The organism is Bacteroidales bacterium, from assembly GCA_014860575.1.
GTDB lineage: Bacteria > Bacteroidota > Bacteroidia > Bacteroidales > JAAYJT01 > JAAYJT01.
Genome location: JACZJK010000028.1, coordinates 54,366 through 75,235, shown reverse-complemented (window position 1 = coordinate 75,235; position 20,870 = coordinate 54,366). Strand labels below are relative to the sequence as shown.

At 43.5% G+C, this 20,870-nt stretch carries 15 protein-coding genes; 9 read left to right on the top strand and 6 right to left on the bottom strand.

The features are described from left to right. Both IH597_07710 and tatA read left to right on the top strand, forming a co-directional pair. A complete protein-coding gene (locus tag IH597_07710; GenBank protein MBE0662338.1) occupies positions 1 to 1,287 on the top strand; it encodes a peptidoglycan DD-metalloendopeptidase family protein in 1,287 nt (428 codons plus the stop codon). Positions 1,288 to 1,394: 107 nt separating this feature from the next. Then, on the top strand, positions 1,395 to 1,586 hold the full coding sequence (gene tatA / locus IH597_07705) for a twin-arginine translocase TatA/TatE family subunit (protein ID MBE0662337.1): 192 nt from the start codon (positions 1,395 to 1,397) through the stop codon (positions 1,584 to 1,586). 95 nt (positions 1,587 to 1,681) lie between these two features. Here the strand turns inward: tatA and IH597_07700 are convergent, their stop codons facing one another. Together IH597_07700 and IH597_07695 are read right to left on the bottom strand one after the other, a co-directional pair. Next, a complete protein-coding gene (locus tag IH597_07700) occupies positions 1,682 to 2,581 on the bottom strand; it encodes an NmrA family NAD(P)-binding protein (protein MBE0662336.1) in 900 nt (299 codons plus the stop codon). A 27-nt stretch (positions 2,582 to 2,608) separates the two neighbouring features. Continuing rightward, positions 2,609 to 3,250 carry an NAD(P)-binding domain-containing protein gene (locus tag IH597_07695; protein ID MBE0662335.1) on the bottom strand — a complete coding sequence of 214 codons (642 nt, stop codon included), beginning with the start codon at positions 3,248 to 3,250 and terminating at the stop codon, positions 2,609 to 2,611. A gap of 319 nt (positions 3,251 to 3,569) precedes the next feature. Here IH597_07695 and IH597_07690 point away from each other — a divergent pair, with 319 nt between their 5' ends. The 4 genes from IH597_07690 to IH597_07675 all read left to right on the top strand — a co-directional run bounded on the left by IH597_07690 (position 3,570) and on the right by IH597_07675 (position 8,685). Continuing rightward, a complete protein-coding gene (locus tag IH597_07690) occupies positions 3,570 to 5,336 on the top strand; it encodes a LysM peptidoglycan-binding domain-containing protein (GenBank protein MBE0662334.1) in 1,767 nt (588 codons plus the stop codon). A 32-nt stretch (positions 5,337 to 5,368) separates the two neighbouring features. After that, positions 5,369 to 6,364, top strand: a complete 996-nt coding sequence (locus IH597_07685; GenBank protein MBE0662333.1) for a DUF4837 family protein — start codon at positions 5,369 to 5,371, stop codon at positions 6,362 to 6,364. A 68-nt stretch (positions 6,365 to 6,432) separates the two neighbouring features. Beyond that, positions 6,433 to 6,909: a DUF2147 domain-containing protein gene (locus IH597_07680; GenBank protein MBE0662332.1), complete on the top strand. Its 477-nt coding sequence runs from the start codon at positions 6,433 to 6,435 to the stop codon at positions 6,907 to 6,909. Positions 6,910 to 7,239: 330 nt separating this feature from the next. Then, the gene (locus tag IH597_07675; GenBank protein ID MBE0662331.1) at positions 7,240 to 8,685 is read left to right on the top strand and encodes a transporter substrate-binding domain-containing protein; all 1,446 of its coding nucleotides are present in this window, start codon (positions 7,240 to 7,242) and stop codon (positions 8,683 to 8,685) included. Here the strand turns inward: IH597_07675 and IH597_07670 are convergent. Continuing rightward, positions 8,675 to 9,685: an NAD-dependent epimerase/dehydratase family protein gene (locus IH597_07670; GenBank protein MBE0662330.1), complete on the bottom strand. Its 1,011-nt coding sequence runs from the start codon at positions 9,683 to 9,685 to the stop codon at positions 8,675 to 8,677. The genes IH597_07675 and IH597_07670 overlap by 11 nt on opposite strands. Before the next feature lie 130 nt (positions 9,686 to 9,815). On the opposite strand from IH597_07670, the gene IH597_07665 reads away from it, so the two are divergent. After that, complete coding sequence (locus tag IH597_07665; protein ID MBE0662329.1) at positions 9,816 to 11,105, top strand: tyrosine--tRNA ligase; 1,290 nt, start codon at positions 9,816 to 9,818, stop codon at positions 11,103 to 11,105. Positions 11,106 to 11,135: 30 nt separating this feature from the next. On the opposite strand, the gene IH597_07660 is transcribed toward IH597_07665, so the two are convergent. From IH597_07660 to IH597_07650, 3 genes are all read right to left on the bottom strand, one after another. Further along, a complete protein-coding gene (locus IH597_07660; GenBank protein MBE0662328.1) occupies positions 11,136 to 14,123 on the bottom strand; it encodes a CotH kinase family protein in 2,988 nt (995 codons plus the stop codon). 78 nt (positions 14,124 to 14,201) lie between these two features. Further along, a complete protein-coding gene (locus IH597_07655) occupies positions 14,202 to 15,101 on the bottom strand; it encodes an aminotransferase class IV (protein MBE0662327.1) in 900 nt (299 codons plus the stop codon). Between the two features lie 62 nt (positions 15,102 to 15,163). Continuing rightward, positions 15,164 to 16,330 (bottom strand): hypothetical protein, encoded by a 1,167-nt coding sequence (locus IH597_07650; protein ID MBE0662326.1) that lies wholly within the window; start codon positions 16,328 to 16,330, stop codon positions 15,164 to 15,166. Positions 16,331 to 16,400: 70 nt separating this feature from the next. Between IH597_07650 and IH597_07645 the strand changes: the two genes are divergently transcribed. Both IH597_07645 and IH597_07640 read left to right on the top strand, forming a co-directional pair. Next, complete coding sequence (locus IH597_07645) at positions 16,401 to 17,243, top strand: endonuclease/exonuclease/phosphatase family protein (GenBank protein MBE0662325.1); 843 nt, start codon at positions 16,401 to 16,403, stop codon at positions 17,241 to 17,243. 206 nt (positions 17,244 to 17,449) lie between these two features. Next, positions 17,450 to 20,671, top strand: coding sequence for a PDZ domain-containing protein (locus IH597_07640; GenBank protein MBE0662324.1), 3,222 nt, complete (start codon positions 17,450 to 17,452; stop codon positions 20,669 to 20,671). Positions 20,672 to 20,870: the final 199 nt, after the last annotated feature.

The following is a 20,870-nucleotide window of genomic DNA, read 5'->3' as shown; positions in this document are numbered from 1 at the left end:
ATGTCCATAAACAGATCAGTTGCACCAATCACAAAAACTCGCATTAGACAAATAGCAGGGACAGGACTTATTTGCGTTCTGCTAGCAATCCTGCTCCCATTCAATCTTGGAGCCCAGCAAAGCGAAAAAGAACGGCTTCAAAGAGATAAAATTAGGATTGAACAGGAAATAGAGTACACCAACAAATTATTGTCTGAAACACAACAAACAAGGCAAACATCTTTAAACCAGCTAACCTTGCTGAACAAGCAAATCAGGCAACGTGAAGAACTGCTGGGAAACATTGATGCAACGGTAGCCAACCTCGAAAAGCAAATCAATCAATCAAGTGATACAATCAAGTTTCTCAAAAACGAATTGCAACGTTTTAAAAATGAATATGCCCGCATGATTGTTGCTGCCCACAAGCACAGCAATGCGCAGCAGAAGCTTATGTTTGTTTTTTCGTCCAACGACTTTAACCAGGCTTACAAGCGGATCAAATACCTTCAGCAATACAGTGCATATCGAAGGGCACAAGCCGATAAAATTCAACAGACACAGCTTGAGCTGACCCAAAAAGTTACCCAGCTCGAATTGCAAAGAGCCGAGAAACTAAACCTCCGAATTGCCTCGGAGCGTGAAAAAAATGAACTTTCACAACAACATAGCAAGCAGAACCAAAGCGTTCAGAACCTGTCAAAAAAGGAGAAAGAACTGCTTGCAACCCTGCGTGAAAATGAGCGCGCCTTAAATCGCCTGCAAAAAGCCATTGAAGATATCATTGCAGAGGAGATCCGGCTTGCTCGTGAAGCCGCCAAAAAAGAAGGCAAAACAGCTCCCGAAAGTTTTGCGCTCACACCCGAAGAAGTTTTGATCTCAAATAATTTTGCCGCCAATCAGGGTAAGCTTCCCTGGCCATCTGAAAGGGGAATCATTGCGGGAACCTTTGGCGAGCATCCACATCCTGTGCTCAAAGGGATCAAAACCCGCAACAATGGAATTGATATAATTACCCACGAAGGAGCGGAAGCCAGGGCAGTTTTTGAGGGTGTTGTAAGCAATGTGCTTAGCATTCCGAGCCTTAACAATGTAGTGATCATAAAGCATGGCGAATTCCTTACCGTTTACTCCAACCTCGATCAGCTTTTTGTAAAACCTGGCGATAAAATAGCGCTCAGGCAACGCCTGGGAGTAATTCATACCGATACAAACGAAGCCCGTACCAGACTCCACTTTGAAATCTGGAAAGGAAAAGAACTTCAAAACCCGGAATTTTGGATCGCAAAGAGTTCCGCGTTACAATGATAGAGATGTGAACCCATTTTTGACTTGTGTGAAAGTCATTCCGTGAATTTGATGTACTGATCCGACGTTTTTAATATCTTTGTGTTCTAAACAGATAATTGAACTTTATGAACGGATTAATATTTCTTGGAGTGTTAGGCCCCTGGCAAATTGTTTTGATCCTTGCCATTGTGTTGCTATTATTCGGCGGAAAAAAAATCCCTGAATTGATGAAAGGTCTTGGAAAAGGCATCCGCAACTTCAAAGAAGGCATGAACAACCCCGACGAAGAAGAGAAGGAAACAAGAACGAAGGAGTAATCAGCTTACGGCGTTCAGAAAATATAAAGCAGTACATCCTCAACGGGTTGTACTGCTTTTATTTTATCATAAATATTTTTGCTAATGCCAGGATTTTATTCCTGCTTCATATTGTATACATAAGCAAAAGTGTGGGCAAAATCTTCGATTGAAGTGGGGGTTGTATTGTGCTCATCGCGTCTGGCATCTTCCAGAACCCGGCCATCATTCAGGGCTGAAACAAATTCCAGGAGACTGTCTGTTGCACTTTCGCCCATACCCATTTGCATCATTGCCGCTTTTCCTTCAGCAATGCTTACGGCATTATATTTCAGATCGGGCATGCCAATGGCATTGCCAAACAGCCGGGCTACTTCGTCGTAGGAAACATCACGTTGTCCGAGCACATACTTATGATTAGTTCCTTTAAAATCAAGATTCAGCAAATGATTCAATGCCACCTGTGCAATATCTTTGGTGGCAACCATTGGAACTTCCAGATCACCAGGCACCGGTGAGGCCATCATTCCCATATATTTTATCGCTCCAATTTGTGCCATTGTATTTTCCATAAAATATGCAGCACGTAAATGCATTGTATTCAATCCGGTGATGGAGTTGAGCAATCTTTCGGTTCGCTCCAGACCTTGCACAACACCTGCGCCCTCAATCAGGTGCGCCCCAACACTGCTCAGGAACACAACGTACTTAACTCCGGCTTCTTTGATTGCTTCGGCAATAGTTCTGCCATGACTCAATTGCATTTCCGTATAATCTATTGCGTTCATGTCAAAAGGGATCATGGCATAAACAGCATCAGCACCTTTGAACGCTTTTAAAAGCAATTCCTTGTTGGTTGTGTCGCCCAGGAACAATTCAGCACCTTGATCCGTGAGCTCTTTAGCTTTTTCGGCATTGCGGCTGATGATGCGAACTTTTTGCCCTTTTTCCAATAATCCCATTGCTATGTGCTTTCCGGTATTTCCGGTAGCGCCAGTTATCACATAAGTTTTCATAATCTCAATATTTTGTGTGTAAAGTAATCAGGCTTTTAATAGTTTGAATGCATGAATCCATTGGTTCCGGTTAAAACCCGGAATGCACCAAAGCATGCATAGCGGTTCAATTGCACGCGCTGCTTCAACCGTACCCATGTCTTCTGTTTCCCAGCCAAAGAGGTCTAGTATTGACGTTACATCTTCTTTTGCCTGTGCATTGTTGCCACAGATAAACATGCTTGGCATTATTCCGGGAAAGTTTGGGTTCACCATTAAGTGACTACCGACGCTGTTAAAGGCTTTCACAAAATTTGCTTCCGGGAAACTTTGCTGCAACTTTTCCATCAGCGATTCAGACAAAGAAGTACTAAACTGCAATACACCATTTACCGGAGCTGCATCGGCAATAGGATTGGTGGCATCAATAATGGTTTTACGTTTCAGATTGTCCGATCCGGCAAGTTGAAGCGCTGAAATCGCAGCCCCGCCCTTTACCGCAAGAACAAGGATATTCGCAAATGCAGCAGCATCAGCAAAAGTACCTGTTTTACCACCGCTTTGCTTCTGCCATTCATCCAATTTAGAGGCATCTCGCGAACCAAGCATCACATCATAACCATACTTTATAAATCCGGCTGCCAGCGCCTTGGCAACATCACCAGATCCAAGGATTCCAATTTTTTTCATTTTGCTTTTGTTTAGGTTTAACTCTGGTAATTAACAATAGAAACTCTTACAATGTTTTGAATTCTTGATCAGGCATTTACCAATTGTCTGCAATCCTAAAAAAATGTAGGGCGCCGCTTTTCTGATGATCGCACTGGCAATAGGTTACGGCACCTCATACTATTTTGGTTATGAATAATTAACATGGCTCTGTTGATGAATTCTGTTCATGCGGTCAAACATTCAGGTTTAAATGACTTATTTTTGCAGATATTTATACAACATTGCGGAGAGAATCGCAGTTATTAGAACATCGCTTTTAATTTTATTTTGATCGGTTATGTGCAAATTCAAACTTCTAGTCCTTATATTCCTACTTGGTTTTACAGTCGCAAAAGGCCAGGAAATTGAACCAGTTAATGATACTTTGAAAGGCGTAAGTGAATTTGAGGCAGAGTTCTTATCAGCTGATGAAGCTTTTAGTACCGATACCCTTACTTTTCCCGACACTATTCCAAATGCTGAATTATTAAAAGACGGGCCTATCCTTGATATGCTCGACAGTTTGTTTCATTCAATTCTGTTTGCCGGAAATGGTTTCACTGCCGATACCGCTGCACTGAATATATACGGCTTCAAAGCAAACGAAGTCCCAACATATCCCGACTCTGTTTATTTTGACCGTATCAGCAGGTTGAATGCCCTTACGCCTATTGAGTTAACGTTCAACTGGCATGTCAAAAACTTCATCAACCTGTATGCCGTTAACAGAAGGGAACTCAGTTCGAGAATTCTTGGCCTGGCAGAACTTTACTTTCCTTTGTTTGAGGAGCACCTTGACCGTTTGAACCTGCCGCTAGAGCTGAAATACCTGGCTGTCGTTGAGTCTGCGCTTATACCCAATGCCCGCTCCCGTGCCGGAGCCACCGGCCTTTGGCAATTCATGTACGGAACCGGGAAAATGTATGGCCTTAATGTAAGCTCTTTTGTTGACGATCGCAGCGATCCTTACAAATCAACTGTGGCGGCAGCAGAGCATCTGCGGGATCTGTATAAACTTTACAACGACTGGCTGCTTGCGCTGGCAGCATACAATAGTGGAGCCGGCAATGTAAACCGAGCTATACGCCGTTCAGGTGGCAAAATGAATTTCTGGGAAATCAGCCCTTACCTGCCACGCGAAACACGTGGTTATGTTCCTGCATTTATTGCCGTAGTATATGTCATGAACCATGCTGCTGAGCATAACCTTTACCCGGTTACCCCTGCTTTTATGCATTATGATATTGACACTGTAATGGTTAAGGATGTTCTTTCTTTTGAGCAAATTTCAGAAAAACTTGCGATCCCAATGGAACAGCTTAGCTTCCTGAACCCTGCTTACCGTCATGGAATTATACCAGCAACTACCGGAAAGGATTATGTGTTACGACTACCAAAGCGATACATTACTGAGTTTTTCAACCATGAACAAGCTCTTTATACGTATAAGACCCAAAAAGGCATTGAGCGCGAAAGCCTCGTAGCTAAAATGGCCAATATAAAAGAAGAACAATACCACCGTGTAAAAAGTGGTGAGACCCTCGGTGGAATTGCCAGCCGTTATAAGGTTTCAGTAAACAATCTTAAAACCTGGAACAATCTAAAAAATAATACGATCCATCCAGGACAACGGCTAATGGTTTATACCGGAAGTAATTATAAGGCGCCTTCTGCCAAAACGGAAACGGCGGCCAATTCGTCAGAAGGGGCGGCTTATCATACCGTAAAACGTGGTGAAAATCTTGGTTTGATAGCAGGAAAATATAAATGTTCCATCACTGATTTGAAGAGTTGGAATAACCTAAAAAGCAATACAATTCATGTAAACCAGAAATTGATTGTTTCAGATCCAGGAAAAGCACGGCAAACTGAAGTAATTGCAAAAAACAACCCGGGTCAAAATGCTAAATTCGTTTATTACACGGTGCAGCAAGGTGATACATTATGGGATATTGCAAAAAAGTATGATGGTGTTACGGTTGAGCAAATTAAATCCTGGAATAATATCACCAATGCCCATCGCTTGAAACCCGGTCAGAAAATCAAAGTTGGCATTGCCGGGTAGCAGTTTCTTTACGAGTCACCAAATATGCTGAAATGATGAAGCGGATCAAGAATATTCCTTTCATTTTTATCACTTTTCTGGTTTTGTCTTCGTGCAATTCAGAAGAACGGATCATTGCTAACTCAACAGGCAAATCGTCAGAAATGCTTGTTGTGATCGAAAAACAACATTGGAACGGGGCCGTTGGAAACGAAATAAAGGCTTTTTTTGGACAAGATATGGAAGGCCTTCCCCAACCCGAAGCCTTGTTTAATTTTTACACTATTCCGGAAGCCGATTTTTCTTCCATCTTTCAGGTACACCGCAATATTTTTATCGCAAGCATCCGGCCTGAACACACCCAACCTTATATTGAAACCAAACGCGACCTGTGGGCAAAACCACAGCGGGTCATAAAAATAAATGCCGCCTCCGATTCGGCTTTTTTGCGCTTGTTTCACGAACACAAAAATTCTTTCCTGAAATTGTACGATCAGGCCGAGAGGGAGCGCATACAAAAGGCTTACAGTTCGGTTACTGAACATACCATCAAGAATGAGATGGTTGAAAATTTTGGATTTTCACTCACTGTTCCATCGGGGTTTTATATTGCCAAAAAGTCGCAGGATTTTATGTGGATCCGACGGGAAACCTTAGAGTTTAGCCAGGCACTGCTCATTTATACCTACGACTATAAAGACACGGCTGATTTTAAGCAGAGGCCGGTTCTGGGCACTCGAGACTTTTTTACCAAACAACATGTGCCGGGCACTTTTGAAGGAACTTATATGTCCGTTGCCGGAGATTTTATCGTTCCGGTTTCACAGCGAATTGATTTTAATGGCCGTTTCGCAGTCGAAACCCGTGGCCTTTGGGAAATCAAAGGCGATTTTATGGGTGGGCCATTCATCAACTACACTTTAGTGAACGAAGCAGGAAACAAAATTGTGGCACTTGATGCCTATGTATACGCCCCCAATGAGAGAAAACGCGATCTCGTACGACAGCTTGAAGCCATTATTTACACTTACGAACCTGCAAAGAATTGATTTAGTCATTATTGTTCGCCCGCATTGAAAAGTTCATTACTTTCGTCCTCTAACAAAACCGACTTAAAATGAAAAAAGCAATCACCCTCATCGCCTTGGCAATGCTGTTCGCAGTGGCCACAGAAGTTAAAGCACAGGCCGACAAAATTGTTGGCATCTACCTTGCAGTTGATGATGAAGACAATCCAAATTCGCAGGTAAAAATCTTCAAATCATCCAATGGAAAGTATTATGGAGAAATTGTCTGGTTAAAAGATCCTTTGAACGACGACGGTACTCAAAAAGTTGATGATAAAAACCCCGATACAAAAATGCACACCCGCAAAATTATGGGGCTTCGCATACTGAATGATTTTACTTACGACAAAGGTGACAACGAGTGGAGTGGCGGAACGATTTACAGCCCCAAAACCGGTAAAACCTATAAATGCTACATGTCGTTCGAACCCGACGGCAAACTTAAAGTGAGAGGTTATATAGGCAGTTCATGGATGGGGCTCGGTAAAACAGTTTATTGGACAAAGGAAGCAGATTTGAGAAAATAGAGCATCAAAGCACTCAGACAGTCAGGGGCGATGAAGCAGTTTTCTGCTTCATCGCCCCTGATTATTTTTGTTCAACATACTAATTTATTCAGGACTAAAAAATTCAATCTTTTATATCAGCCTGGTAATGAGTGGATAAGCATAAAAATTGCATTAAATATAATAGTTGTACCTTTGCAGCCGTTTTTCTGACCTACTGAAAACATTGTGAACATTAACAAATACATGTTGTTAGTTAGAGTCAGTTCAGGCTTATCGGATCGAAACACAGACAGATAACAGTAAAGATCGATCAAATCCGGTAAGCATTGTTGAACCAAAAACAAAATAATGATTGAAAAATGGAAATCAGGCAGGACAACATTTCTGAGTATCTTACTCACCTTTGTGATCCTACTTTCCTGCTCAAATAATTCCCGGAATACAAACCCTGCCCTTGTTGTTGAAAAATCTGGACTTAGCGCTATCCTTGAAAGAGGTAAGCTAATTGCTGTTACTGATTTAGGGTCAACCAGTTATTTTATTTACCGGGGCGAGCCAATGGGCTACCAATATGAGTTGCTGCAATCTTTTGCAAGGCATTTGGGTGTTGAGCTTGAAATACACGTGGAAAGTGATCCCGAAATCTCAATTCAGAAGCTCAATGCAGGGCAGTATGATTTGGTGGCCAAAAGTTTATTTGTAACTCACGATCGCAAAGATAAGGTAGCATTTTCCGACCCAATGATGGAAACCCGCCAGGTTCTGGTGCAGCGCAAACCTGCCAACTGGCGGCAAATGCGCACCTGGGAGGCAGTTGAAAAAGAACTTATCCGCAGCCCCATTGACCTTGATGGCAAAACCATTTATTTACAGCGGAATACTGCATTTTATGACCGCCTCGTCAATTTGCAAAAAGAAATTGGCATTCATATCAATGTGATAGAAGTTGCTGACAAAGACACCGAAGACCTTGTTGCAATGGTGGCAAGGGGCGAGATCGAATACACAATGAGCAACGAGAATCTTGCAATGGTAAGTGGCAAATATTATCCCGACCTGGATGTTCAAACACCGCTGGGGCTTTCGCAAAATACCGGATGGGCCGTTAGACGAGCGAACGACGACCTTTTGGATACACTCAATGCATGGTGGGCTGAATTTGCAAAAAGTGCACACGCCAGTTTGCTGTACGAACGCTATTTCAACAATCCGCTCGGATTGCATGCCGGCCAGCTTGAATTTCATTCCCGCAAAGGCGGGCGCATTTCTCATTATGACGATGTTATCCGAAAATACAGCAAATTATTAGAGTGGGACTGGCGTTTACTTGCTTCGCTGATCTACCAGGAATCAAAATTTAGCCATGAAGTAACTTCTCATGCCGGAGCTTTTGGTATCATGCAGATGATGCCTGCAACGGCAATTGAATTGGGCATTGATTCAGCCTCAACCGCCATTGAGCATATTGCAGCAGGCGTCAAATACCTCCGATGGCTTGATAAGCAATTCATAGAGGATATTTCCGATCCTGTTGAAAGGCAGAAGTTTGTGCTGGCCGCATACAATGCAGGTATTGCCCACGTATTTGATGCCCGTCGCCTGGCCATTAAGAACAACAAAAATCCCAACATTTGGGAGAATAATGTTGATTATTACTTGCGGAACAAATCAAAACCGGAATATTATCTTGACGAGGTGGTTCAGTATGGCTATTGCCGAGGCGAGGAACCATATAAATATGTAACAGAAATTCTGAACCGTTACGGGCACTACCGCACAGCAATCAGGAACTGATTTGTCTGAACCAGTTGCAATTTTCTCTAATGCTTTCTTCAATAGAAATGAAGCTAAAATTCAGCGCCTTGCGTATTTTCTCATTGCTGTAAAGATACTTTTTGCTTGAAGTTCGGGCTGTTTCGCGGGTAATCAAAGGAGATGTTCCGGAAATCACACTTCGAAATTTATCCACTCGCCAAAGTATTTCAAACATCCAGGGTTTAACTTCGATGCGGGGATGCTTTTTCCCGAAACCTTCTGCCATGAGGTTGAAAATGTGGCGGTACGAATAATTACCCTGGTTGATGATGAAGCGCTCGTTCGCAAGATTACTTTCCATTAACGCTATCATCGCACGACTCACATCGCGTACATCCACAAAAGCATTCACACCTTCGGTATAAAATAGGTTGCCCTTTATAGCAGTCGAAAGAAGTTTTGCCGAGCTTTTATGAGGATCACCCGGTCCTAGTATGATGGAAGGGTTTACAATAACTACATTAAGACCTTCGGCCATACCCCGCCATACTTCACGCTCGGCAGCATATTTGCTTTTTGCGTAGGCTGAGTTTTCTTTTGAATCACTCCAATCGCCATTTTCGTCAATCATGATGTTTTCTTCAGCACGGCCCAGGGCAGCAACTGAGCTAACAAAAACCAATTTCTCAATTCCGGCAGCAAGAGAAGCATTTACGACGTTGGCAGTTCCACCTACATTGATGCCCATCATCATGGGCTTGTCCTTCGGGTCGAAAGAAACCACCGCCGCGCAATGATACACCTGTTCAACGCCCTGCAAGGCAGCTTCAAGCGAAAGGTAATCCTGCACATCACCATTCACCCATTCGATTTGTTGAAGCATCTCATCGGCGCGATCGCTTAGCACATGAAATATCTTCTCAAGCATAACTAGTGAAGAAGATTTTCTTTTTATAGCCCTCACCTGTTTTCGACCTGCAACAAGATCAAACAATAATCGGATTCCAACAAGGCCGGTACCACCAGTAACAAGGATCATAATTCAATTTTTTGTGAGCACAAAGATAGGAAAGTGTGAATGTAAAGATGTTAGTGGCAGGTTCGGATAAATCGTAAATCCAAAATCGTCAATCGTAAATTCAAATTCTATCTTTGCAAAAATTTTCTCTATGAACTTTGTTGAAGAACTACGCTGGCGTGGCATGATCCACGACATGATGCCGGGAACCGAAGAATACCTTTCAAAAGCGGTGGGAACTGCTTATGTGGGCATTGACCCCACAGCCGATTCCCTTCATATCGGGCATTTGGTGGGTGTGATGATGTTAAAACATTTTCAGCGCTGCGGCCATAAACCGCTTGCACTGGTGGGTGGCGCAACGGGCATGATTGGCGATCCATCAGGTAAATCGCAGGAACGCAACCTGCTTGACGAAGCCGCACTGCGCCATAACCAGGAATGCCTGAAAAACCAGTTGAAGAAATTCCTTGATTTCGACCCCAGCCTTCCCAACAGCGCTGAAATGGTGAACAACTACGATTGGATGAAGGATTATACTTTCCTGGATTTTATCCGTGATATTGGCAAGCACATTACCATCAACTACATGCTGGCCAAAGATTCTGTTAAAAAGCGCGTGGAAGGTGAGGCTGCAACGGGTTTATCATTTACGGAGTTCACGTATCAACTGGTTCAGGGATACGACTTTCTATACTTGTCCCGCTCTAAAAACTGCCATTTGCAAATGGGCGGCAGCGACCAATGGGGCAATATTACAACAGGCACCGAACTTATCCGCCGCATTGATGGAGGCGAAGCCTTTGCGCTTACCTGTCCGCTGATTACCAAAGCTGACGGTGGAAAGTTCGGAAAAACCGAAAGCGGCAATGTTTGGCTCGATCCGGAAAAAACTTCTCCGTATCAGTTTTACCAATTCTGGCTCAACACTTCCGATGCCGATGCGGCAAAGTATATGAAAATTTTCACCCTTTTCAGCAAGGAAGAAGTGGAAACCATGACCGCAAGACATCTTGAAGCGCCACACTTGCGCTTCCTGCAAAAGGAACTCGCCCGTGATCTCACCATCAGGGTTCATTCCGAAGCAGACTACAATGCAGCTGTGGAAGCATCTGAAATCCTTTTCGGGAAAGGCACCACTGAAACGCTTAGGAACCTGGATGAAAAGACACTGTTATCGGTATTTGAAGGTGTTCCTACCTGCGAGGTTCAGAAATCAGAAATTGAATCCGGTGTGCAGGTACTTGAGTTTCTGGCTGACAAAACCGGAATTTTCCCATCCCGTGGCGAAGCACGTAGAATGGTGAAAGATGGCGGTGTGATGATCAACAAGGAAAAAGTTTCAGAACAGCACATGATTTCCACAGATGGGCTGCTTAGCAATCGCTATCTGTTGGTTCAGAAAGGGAAAAAGAATTATTTCCTTGTGATCGCAGTATAAGCAAGCTTAAGACAGGCTTTTGCCAGGCTTCTAATGAAATACTATTTTCCCGTTTCCAATCAGTTTACTGTGTTCGTCAACGAACCTGAAAAGATATAATCCCCTGGCAAGATTGTGGGCGTTGATATGAACTAGCTGCGTGCTTATATTATCTATTTGCAGTACTTCAACACCCTGAGAGTTGATTAACTTCAGGCTTCCCCGTATAATCGGTTCGTCAGCTTCGATCAAGATAACAGCCTTGTCTGTTGCCGGATTTGGTATCACTGCAAAAGATGCTTTTTTAAATGGTTCGGGTTGATTGGGTACGTAAGTCAAGAAGCTGTTCATTGCGCCGGGTGTTCCTTGCAAAGGTGATGCCATCCAGCTTTCGGGCAGGGCATTGTCAAGCGAAGGATGGATCAGCTCAAGTGTGAAACCGCCGCCATTTGCTTCCGGTGGCCAGGGAATATAATTCAAATAATGAACCGTGTCTATAATAACCTGGTCTTGGTTATACAACCTGATCAGTTCTCCATCGCTGCTGAAACCAAAACCCATATCTCCAATATAATTACTTACTTGCGGATACCTGTCTTTGAATTTGATTGTATCGCGGCAAAGCACGAGGTAGCCAAACGGTTCAATAAATGTTGATGCCGGAAAAATAAATGAGTGGGCATCATCATCATCTTTGAAAACCCAACCGCTTATGTCAAGCGTATATTCCTGAGGATTATAAAATTCAACCCAATCTTCTGAATCAAAACTGCTTGATGATCTGTAGTTGATTTCATTAATTACCAAAGAATCTGCAAATGACTTAGGCTTAAAATGTGCAACAATGTTTTCCCAGTTTGATGGGCTGATTGTGATTGCTTCAGCAGTGGTGTCGGGTGAAGCGGAATGATTGACCAGTTCCCAGTAGTCGAATTCATAACTAGTATTTGTAGCGATGGCTGTAAGTTTCATATCCACCCCGCCATAGTACTCGCCGCTCCACGGAAAGTTTTCCAGCATCAGAGAATTCAGTTTAACCATTCCAACACCTGCTGGTTCGGCATTAATCGTAAAATCGAAAGGGCCATCAAGATCATAGCAACTCATCAGGCCTGATCCAAGATAATCGCAACGGTTGGCTATGAAATTTCTCAATTTCTGCACATTGTCTTCCCATTGCTGGAAGCTCCCACCCCACCTTGTGGCATGCCTGGTCATTTCTGGCGACACAAGGGCAGCCATACTGTCAACATACTGCAAAAGATCTTCCTTGACAAAAGCTGTATTTTTCAAGTCAAGGTAGCGTGAAATGTAGTATTGTTCTACTTCCGGATTTTGCCTGAGCTTATTTAGAATTTCAATGTGTTTTTGGGGATCGGACCAACTGGAAAGGTACTCGGGATAGCAAGGCGAAACGTAAGGATGCTGCCCGGGAATTCCGGTATAATTTATATAGTGACCAAATGTTGCATCTTCATCCCAAAGAATATAGGCCCATTTATGGTGCGATCCATCAGGGCTTAATCCACGCCACCAGCCAACATTCCAATTAAGCCAGTCGGAACATACTACAAATGAGTTAATGATCACATAATCTACCAGGCTTGTATAATCGTAATTTGCTTTGATAAAACCGAAAGTAAGCGGATTATTCACATCTCCGCTCAACATCAGATTCCTGAACTCGAACCAGTCATCCAGGGCTTTGTCGCCGCCGTATTCTGCCCAAAGCGAACCCCAGTATTTTAGAAATTGAATGTTGAATTTGTCCTGATTATAATAATAGTTGGTGAAATCGTGATCATCAACCTTTTCGCGGATGGAATAAACTCCCCAATATTGCCCGTTGGCATACACAACAGCTTTTGACCCTTTCCTTACGTCGAGGTTCATACCAGATTTTTGAGCCAGATTTTGTATCAGCACATCCCGCATATGCGCAGATGTGTCAATGCCCGGGTAGTTGTCATCGCCTTCCGCCCTTATGATTATACGCTGGAATTCTTCGCGCTCAGAGAGGGTGAACAGTTTTTCCTGCAGGGCGTGATTGTATCCCATTTCATCACGCATCACAAAATCAATACTTCTTTGCGGATGCACCCAGGAATCTTGTCCATGTTTGTTAAACTCCCCATAACCAGCATTGGTGCGCAATCCATCCGTGTTAAAATATTCAATTGTTCCTTGAGGCTCAAGGCTGGCATCTCCGTTGAGCAACAACAAAATCTCATTGGCTGACACCGAAAGTACAACCAATTCGTGCGATTCATTGATAAAGTATGTGTTGAACTCAATCAGCGATGGTAAGATTGCAGGATTATTGCTGAATACCCGAGCCTGCACAATGCTTGTTGATGCCACCGAAAGCGGCATCAGATAAAGCGGAGATGTGGAAACAGGCGTGTTTCCGTTGGTTGTGTAGCGAATTACGGCATTAGGTTCTTCAGTAGTTAACTCTACAACAAGACTGACTTCATAAAAGCCGGCTTCATAATTCATCTGGGGTCTTGATGCATAGCCTTCAAAATGTGTAGCCATATTGTTTGAACTCCCCGGAGTAGGATTGGTGAAAACACCCCAGATATTACCACCATTGGTGATCCTTCCTCTTGAATGGCCAAGCTGTGTAAGTTGTAATTGTTGTATTTCAAGTACGCTTCCTGAGGGATCTGAGAAAACAATATGTTCTGGATTGGCTTTCGTTTGGCTGAGCCGGAAATTAGTATGAAAATGCCCGTTTTCAGATTCATTTCTTCCTGAAGCCCAAATAAGCAGGTAGCCGTTTGCCGGGATCAAAGTGAAGGCAGGAAATTGCCATTTGGTGGGGTTGTCTTCCTGATCGCTCAGATAGTAGCCACCAATATTGATAGCTACGGTTCCAGTGTTATGTAATTCGATCCAATCTTCGTGATGGCTGTAATTATCAGCAAACTGATGAAGGTTAGAAACTGAATATTCGTTGATAACAACCTGCCCCTGTGAAACAAATGCTGTTGTGAACATGAACAGCACCAATAATAAATGATACCGGGTTTTCATAAAATGGATTTTAAATGGTATTAATCATGACCCTAGCCTGGTTAACTGAAGTCCTGCGTAATTTATAATTCATCAAATTTAAAACATTTTGATACCATTGAACCAGGATGTTCGAAATTGATTGCCAGAAGATGAAAGATCGCTTGAAAAATCATTTTTATGCAACAATAAGTATTTTGTAACACGCAACTCGAACAGTTGTTGCAACTGTCTGATAACTTGATTGGAAGAGTTGAAAGCCAGGCCGGCAATCCGACCAACGGGAAGCACCCTTCTTGATGTTCCGGAAATAAAAGCAGCATCCATAACATTCAATTCGTTGTAATGAACTTTTTGCTCTGAAACAGGAATGCTTTCTTCATCACAAATCTGCATTATCTGTTTTCGGGTTATTCCTTGCAGAACCGACTCAATGGGCGGGGTAATCAGCCGGTTGTTCTGAATAAAAAAAACATTTGAGCGGCTGCCTTCAGTAATAAAGCCATCACGGTCAACCAATAAGACCTCATAAACAGCTTCTTCCTTTTTCGCCACGTCTGTTGCGCTCCGAAGTGCAACGTCCATCACCTTGGCATTGGGATTTCCCCTTTCTGCGCGAAAAAGGCTCACAGCCACACCAGTGTTAAATTGCTCCGTTGATGGATATTGATGCGGGGTAAAATACACCAGTCTGATGATAGGGCTGTGGACTGGCAAACTGATAAATATTTTTATGTTCCCTTCGCCAGTTGGATTGGCCTGAATTAGTGTGACGATATCCGCCAGCATTGTATTTCGGGAAAATGGTAGCTTAATATTTTCTAATTCTACAGTTTTCCACAGCCTGTCTAAATGATCTTCTATAAAAACAGGAATTCCTGCTTGCACCCTGAAGACTTCGTAAATATATTTTGAATGCTGGCCGAAACACTCCTCAAATTCAGCGCCAGCCTTGATGAGGCCATTACAGATAAAATTATCCCTTGTAAATTCTGTCATTCCTTTGAACCGTATTTTAAATATCCTTTAAACCCTACATCGGCATTAGGGCTTGGTTTTCTCTATCGCATTATTTCTATCTGTTTATACCTGCAGGCCAATTCCAGTAAGTTTCTGTGTTTACCGGAAATGATAAGATGATGGTTGCCCAGTGGGCGACGCTTTAATTTTTCTAAATCACCGCCAGGTAATTCTATTTCCGTTTGTGTTCGGCAGGCAAAATTATGACGCGGTTTCGAAACAATTTTCCCTTCACTTATAAATGCCTTATTGAGTTGTTGGTTCAGACGAAAAACCGTTACCTCTTCCATGTTAAGGTTACCTTGCACAGCAGCCGATTTATCAGTTTCAAAATGCGTGCGGACTTCAAAATTGGAGAGCAGATTCAATGGTGCGGTACAATGAGCAAACAGTACAGTATTTTCATTAATGCTTGCTATGTTGGCCATCCAGGGAATTGTTCCGGTAAGCGCCTGCACCAGCATCATACCCGCAAGACTTACGAGATCGCCCTCGCAGCCTGCCGCTATGCCACGGCTGTTCAGCAAAGCCAGCGCCAGGCAAGACGTGACACTTCGGTCGTTCACCATATCAAAACACTCCAACGTAAACCCGCTGAGTTGATTTTCTTTGATAATTGTTTGCAGAAAACTATAAACCCTTGCTTCCTTTTCCAGATTTATATATTCGCTGTGTTTAAACACTTTCAGAAAATCTGCATCTGGTTCAAAACCGAGATAATCAGGCAATTTTTCCAAGAGAAAGTGAATGATGTTAATTCCGAACCGCTCTTTTGCAAGGATATGCGGAAATGCAGATGCTACCAGCCAGTGCGAAACATTGCCAATAAGCCCGGCTTGTCTGCCTTGCAAGCTGCGGTATGCAGTGCAAATCGTGTGATATGTTCGGAGCAGGTAATCCTTTTTAGCTTCCTTTATTGAAACCAGCTGAGCCGTCAATTGTACGGAATCAGCCCATGCTTTTACTTCGGTTGCAGCAGCGTAGGCATTGTTTTGAAAATCTGACAGTAACAAATAATACTTTCCTGAAGCCATTGATTTAATGGCATCCTGCTCCGAACCGCCACTCAAGAACCATATTACATCCGGACTATCGCTGACAAAGCGGATAGCAATTTCGGGAAAGGTTTCCTTTAGTGTCTTACAGCCATTTTCAATAAACTCGGGTGGGGCATTCCGGAAAGCAACCGCTTTAACTCTTAATTCCATATTTGAAAGCTTTGGGCAAATTTAGACTTAATGGAAAACATTTATGATTTTTGTAAGCAAAAAGGTTCACATGAAACACTTCAGAAAACTTATACTATTGCTTGCTGGCATCTTACAAATTGTTAGTTCAGATGCCCAGGAGTTAAAGCTGATGACTTACAACATCCGCTTTGCCAATCCCGCCGATGCGCCTCATACATGGCCGGCCCGGAATCCTTTGGTGATTAATCAGATTTTTGAGCTTGATCCGGATATTATCGGATTTCAGGAAGTATTGCATCAGCAGGTGTTGGATCTTGAAAAAGATTTGCCCACCTACACGCGGATTGGTGTTGGAAGGGACGATGGGAAAATAGCAGGGGAATATTCGCCATTGTTTTTCAGGACTGACCGGTTTTCTCTTTCCGAATCCGGCACATTCTGGCTATCAGATACGCCTGAACAAATATCAGTTGGTTGGGATGCAGCTTTGCCGCGCATCGCAACCTGGGCAACAATGACGGATCGCACAACGCAGGAATTGTTGCTTGTGATCAATACCCATTTTGATCACATCGGAAAAACTGCAAGACTGAACAGTATTAAATTACTCGCTAATTTTCTACGTGAACAACGCGCTGCCCACAAACACCTTATCCTGATGGGCGACCTGAATACCGGGCCTGATGATGAGCCTTACAAATGGCTGATGGAGCAAGATTTGTTGTCCGATCCGTTTTATGAAGCCGAACACAGGACAGGCCCGGTTGGTACTTATAATGCGTTCAATTATGCACATCAAAGTGAGCGTATTGACTATATTTTGCTTGACCCTACTTTAAAGGTTCAGCAATACAGGGTGTTGATGGAATCGTACAAAGGCATTTTGCCTTCCGATCACTGGCCGGTGATGGTGATTGCAACCAAACCATGAATTAAATCTTAAAATCTCCTTGCTTTTCCGATGTTGATTGCTTGTAACAGTGAGCTGAAAAATACGTCCATTCGCTGATGACTTACTTGAAAAATCCGCCATATCATTTATTCTTCCTATTTTGCACCCAGTTTTTAAAAATCTAATTCATCATGCAAAAACCATTTAAGAAACTACTGGCTGTTGCTTTGTTCTTCGGCCTTACAATGATGCTGCAGGCTATGGATGACGCCCGCCTGCTCCGTTTCCCTGACATCAACCAAAATCTTATCGCATTCGTTTATGCAGGTGATATCTGGACTGTAAATGCCAGCGGTGGCGAAGCACGTCGCCTTACCTCCCATGAAGGGCTGGAATTATTTCCTAAAATTTCACCGGATGGAAAATGGATCGCATTTTCTGCAGAATATTCCGGTAACCGCCAGATTTGGGTGATGCCCTCCGAAGGCGGCCCTGCAAAACAATTGACTTATTATAACTCAGTTGGCGTAATGCCCCCTCGCGGAGGCTTCGACAATGTGGTGCTGGACTGGATGCCCGATAGTAAACAAATTCTGATCCGCGCCAACCGCACAGAGTTTGGCGAACGCCAGGGAAAATACTTCCTTGTAGGTCTTGATGGCGGACTTGAAACTCCCTTACAAATTGTCAATGGTGGCTTCGCGGTGCTTTCGCCTGATGCCAAAAAGATTTGCTTTACCCCTGTTGACCGTGAATTCCGTACGTGGAAACGATATAAAGGCGGGCGCGCTACCGATTTGTGGATTTACGATCTTGAAAACAATACTTCAGAGCAAATCACAGACTTTGCCGGCAGCGACCAATGGCCGGTTTGGCACGGCGACAATATTTATTTCGCTTCCGACCGCGATCTGCGCCTGAACATTCACCGTTACAACACCCAAACCAAAGAAACTACCCAACTCACATTCCATAAGGAATTTGACGTAATGTGGCCATCGGGTCGCAATGGGAAAATAGTGTATGAAAACGGTGGCCACCTCTATGTTTTGGATTTGAACTCCGGGGATTCTGAAAAAATCACTGTTTCAATGAATTTCGACAACCCAGACCTGGCATCTTACTTCAAAAATGTGAAAGACGATATTCATAGTTTCTCGGTTTCGCCAACCGGTAAACGCGCCCTCTTTGATGCACGCGGCGATATTTTCTCGGTTCCCGCCGAACATGGGGTCGTACAAAACCTGACAGAAACACAGGGCGTTCGAGAGGTTTATCCAAAGTGGTCTCCCGATGGCAAATACATTTCTTACTATTCTGATGCTACTGGTGAATACGAAGTGTATTTGCTTGAAAACAAAAAAAGTGCGAAACCAAAGCAGCTTACCTTCAATTCCTCTGCATGGAAATACGAACCGGAATGGTCGCCCGACAGTCGTTATCTTGCATATAGCGATCGCACTCTGAAGCTGTGGCTCCTGGATGTTGAAACTGGTTCGCAAACAGAAGTTGACCATGCCACTATGAGTGAAATCCGTTCTTTTGGTTTTTCGCCTGATAGCGAATGGCTTACCTACGATAAAGAATCAGAAAACGGATTGTCTGCTGTTTGGGTTTACAATATTGCTGCAAAGAAAGCAACGCAACTTACCGATGATCAATTCAGTGACCGTCAGCCTGTTTTTGGCAATTGCGGCAAGTTCCTGTTTTTTGTTTCGAACCGTGATTTCAATCTCTCATTTTCAAGTTTTGAGTTCGATTATCTCTATACCAAGGCTTCGAAAATTTATGCTGTTGCTTTGAAGGATGATGGTTCGAGGCTTATAAAGGAAAAGAGCGATGATGAACCGGTAGCGAAGGAAGAAAAAGAAGTGGAAAAACCATCGAAAGAAAAACCAAAAGAAGAAGCACCCAAGACTGAGAAAGTTAAGGTGGGAATTGACTTTGAAGGTATCAACAACCGGATTGAAGCCCTTCCTGTTGCTGCCGGTGATTACCGTTTAATTGGCCCGGGTGATGGCGGTTTGCTTTATATCAGTGATGGCAAACTGATGCGCTACAATGGCGCGGATCAGAAAACGGAAGAGATCATGGAAAGGGTGACCTGGGCAAGGCCAACCAATGATGGTAAAATGTTTATGTATCGCTCAGGTGGTGATTACGGGATTGCGCGTGTGGCCCCGAACCAAAAGCCCGGAACAGGCAAACTAAACCTCGACAACCTTGACATGAAGATTGACCCACGTAAAGAATGGGAACAGATTTACGATGACGGCCTGCGCATTTTCCGCGATTATTTTTATGTGGACAACCTGCACGGCGTTGATTTTGAAGGCCTGAAAAAAAGTTACGGAGCCATGTTGCCCTATGTTGGCCACCGCTTCGACCTGGATTATATCCTGAATGAATTTGTTTCGGAATTCAATGCAGGCCATGCCTATGTGGATTGGGGCGATTTCCAGAATGTGAAAAGAATTGATGGCGGATTACTTGGCGCTGACCTTGAAGCCGATAAAAATACCGGTCGTTACAAAATAACAAAAATCTATGCCGGTGAAAACTGGAACAGCAGCCGTCGCTCACCCCTAACGGAAGGCGGTGTGGATGTGAATGAAGGCGATTACCTGATCAGCATCAACGGCAAGGAAATTACAATAGCCGATAATCCTTATGAATATCTTGAGAACCTTGGTGGCAAAACAATTGAAATTACTGTGAACACAAATCCAACAGCAAGCGGTGCAAGAACATCAACCATTAAAACCATCACCAGCGAATTGGAATTGTTCTATTACAACTGGGTGAATGAACGCCGTGAAATGGTTGATAAACTTTCGGGTGGCCGGATAGGATATATTCATGTTCCGAACACGGCACAGGATGGCAATCGCGAAATGTATCGCGGAATGTACACCTATCACAACAAAGAAGCGCTGATCATTGACGACCGTTACAACGGTGGTGGCTTTATTCCTGATCGTTTGATTGACCTCCTGGACCGTCGTACCATGAATTACTGGCACCGCAATGGATTGTGGCCCAGCAAATCTTCCGCAATTGCCCATGATGGGCCAAAAGCTATGCTCATAAACGGATATGCATCATCAGGCGGTGATGCCTTGCCTTATTATTTTAAGAAAACTGGTCAGGGCATCTTAATCGGAACCCGCACCTGGGGTGGCTTGATTGGTATTTCGGGAAATGCACGCATGGTTGATGGTGGGTATATTTCGGTTCCACGCTTCGGCATATTCGATGAAAACGAAGAATGGATCATTGAAGGTATCGGTGTTTATCCGGATATTGAAGTGGTTGAGCGCCCCGAGCAATTGGTCAAAGGTATTGATGCCTGCATTGAAAAGGCCGTTGAGGTGCTGTTGAAAGAACTTGAAGATAACCCAGTAAAGAAAGCTTCCCCTCCTGCTCCGCCCGATAGAAGCAAATGGATTGAAGTAGAGATTGAGTAGAGAAAGTAGCAGTTGGCAGTGGCAGTTTGTAGCTGGTATTGAAACCCAGTCAGGTTTAAAAAACCCTGACGGGTTCCGACTTCATACTTTTTACTCTGGACGTTCAACTTCCAGCCCAAAATCTCCCCGAAAATCTTTTTTGCTGCATTATCCGATTATTATCCTCACCTTTGCACTTTATTAAAGTAGCCGTTATCAT

What these genes read in the sequence shown, in the direction of transcription:
- IH597_07655 (MBE0662327.1), bottom strand. Translation starts at nt 15,101, where the DNA reads ATGACAGAATTTACAAGGGATAATTTTATCTGTAATGGCCTCATCAAG.
- IH597_07640 (MBE0662324.1), top strand. Translation starts at nt 17,450, where the DNA reads ATGATGCTGCAGGCTATGGATGACGCCCGCCTGCTCCGTTTCCCTGAC.
- IH597_07670 (MBE0662330.1), bottom strand. Translation starts at nt 9,685, where the DNA reads ATGATCCTTGTTACTGGTGGTACCGGCCTTGTTGGAATCCGATTATTG.
- IH597_07685 (MBE0662333.1), top strand. Translation starts at nt 5,369, where the DNA reads ATGATGAAGCGGATCAAGAATATTCCTTTCATTTTTATCACTTTTCTG.
- IH597_07700 (MBE0662336.1), bottom strand. Translation starts at nt 2,581, where the DNA reads ATGAAAACTTATGTGATAACTGGCGCTACCGGAAATACCGGAAAGCAC.
- tatA (MBE0662337.1), top strand. Translation starts at nt 1,395, where the DNA reads ATGAACGGATTAATATTTCTTGGAGTGTTAGGCCCCTGGCAAATTGTT.
- IH597_07675 (MBE0662331.1), top strand. Translation starts at nt 7,240, where the DNA reads ATGATTGAAAAATGGAAATCAGGCAGGACAACATTTCTGAGTATCTTA.
- IH597_07710 (MBE0662338.1), top strand. Translation starts at nt 1, where the DNA reads ATGTCCATAAACAGATCAGTTGCACCAATCACAAAAACTCGCATTAGA.
- IH597_07690 (MBE0662334.1), top strand. Translation starts at nt 3,570, where the DNA reads ATGTGCAAATTCAAACTTCTAGTCCTTATATTCCTACTTGGTTTTACA.
- IH597_07680 (MBE0662332.1), top strand. Translation starts at nt 6,433, where the DNA reads ATGAAAAAAGCAATCACCCTCATCGCCTTGGCAATGCTGTTCGCAGTG.
- IH597_07665 (MBE0662329.1), top strand. Translation starts at nt 9,816, where the DNA reads ATGAACTTTGTTGAAGAACTACGCTGGCGTGGCATGATCCACGACATG.
- IH597_07650 (MBE0662326.1), bottom strand. Translation starts at nt 16,330, where the DNA reads ATGGAATTAAGAGTTAAAGCGGTTGCTTTCCGGAATGCCCCACCCGAG.
- IH597_07645 (MBE0662325.1), top strand. Translation starts at nt 16,401, where the DNA reads ATGAAACACTTCAGAAAACTTATACTATTGCTTGCTGGCATCTTACAA.
- IH597_07660 (MBE0662328.1), bottom strand. Translation starts at nt 14,123, where the DNA reads ATGAAAACCCGGTATCATTTATTATTGGTGCTGTTCATGTTCACAACA.
- IH597_07695 (MBE0662335.1), bottom strand. Translation starts at nt 3,250, where the DNA reads ATGAAAAAAATTGGAATCCTTGGATCTGGTGATGTTGCCAAGGCGCTG.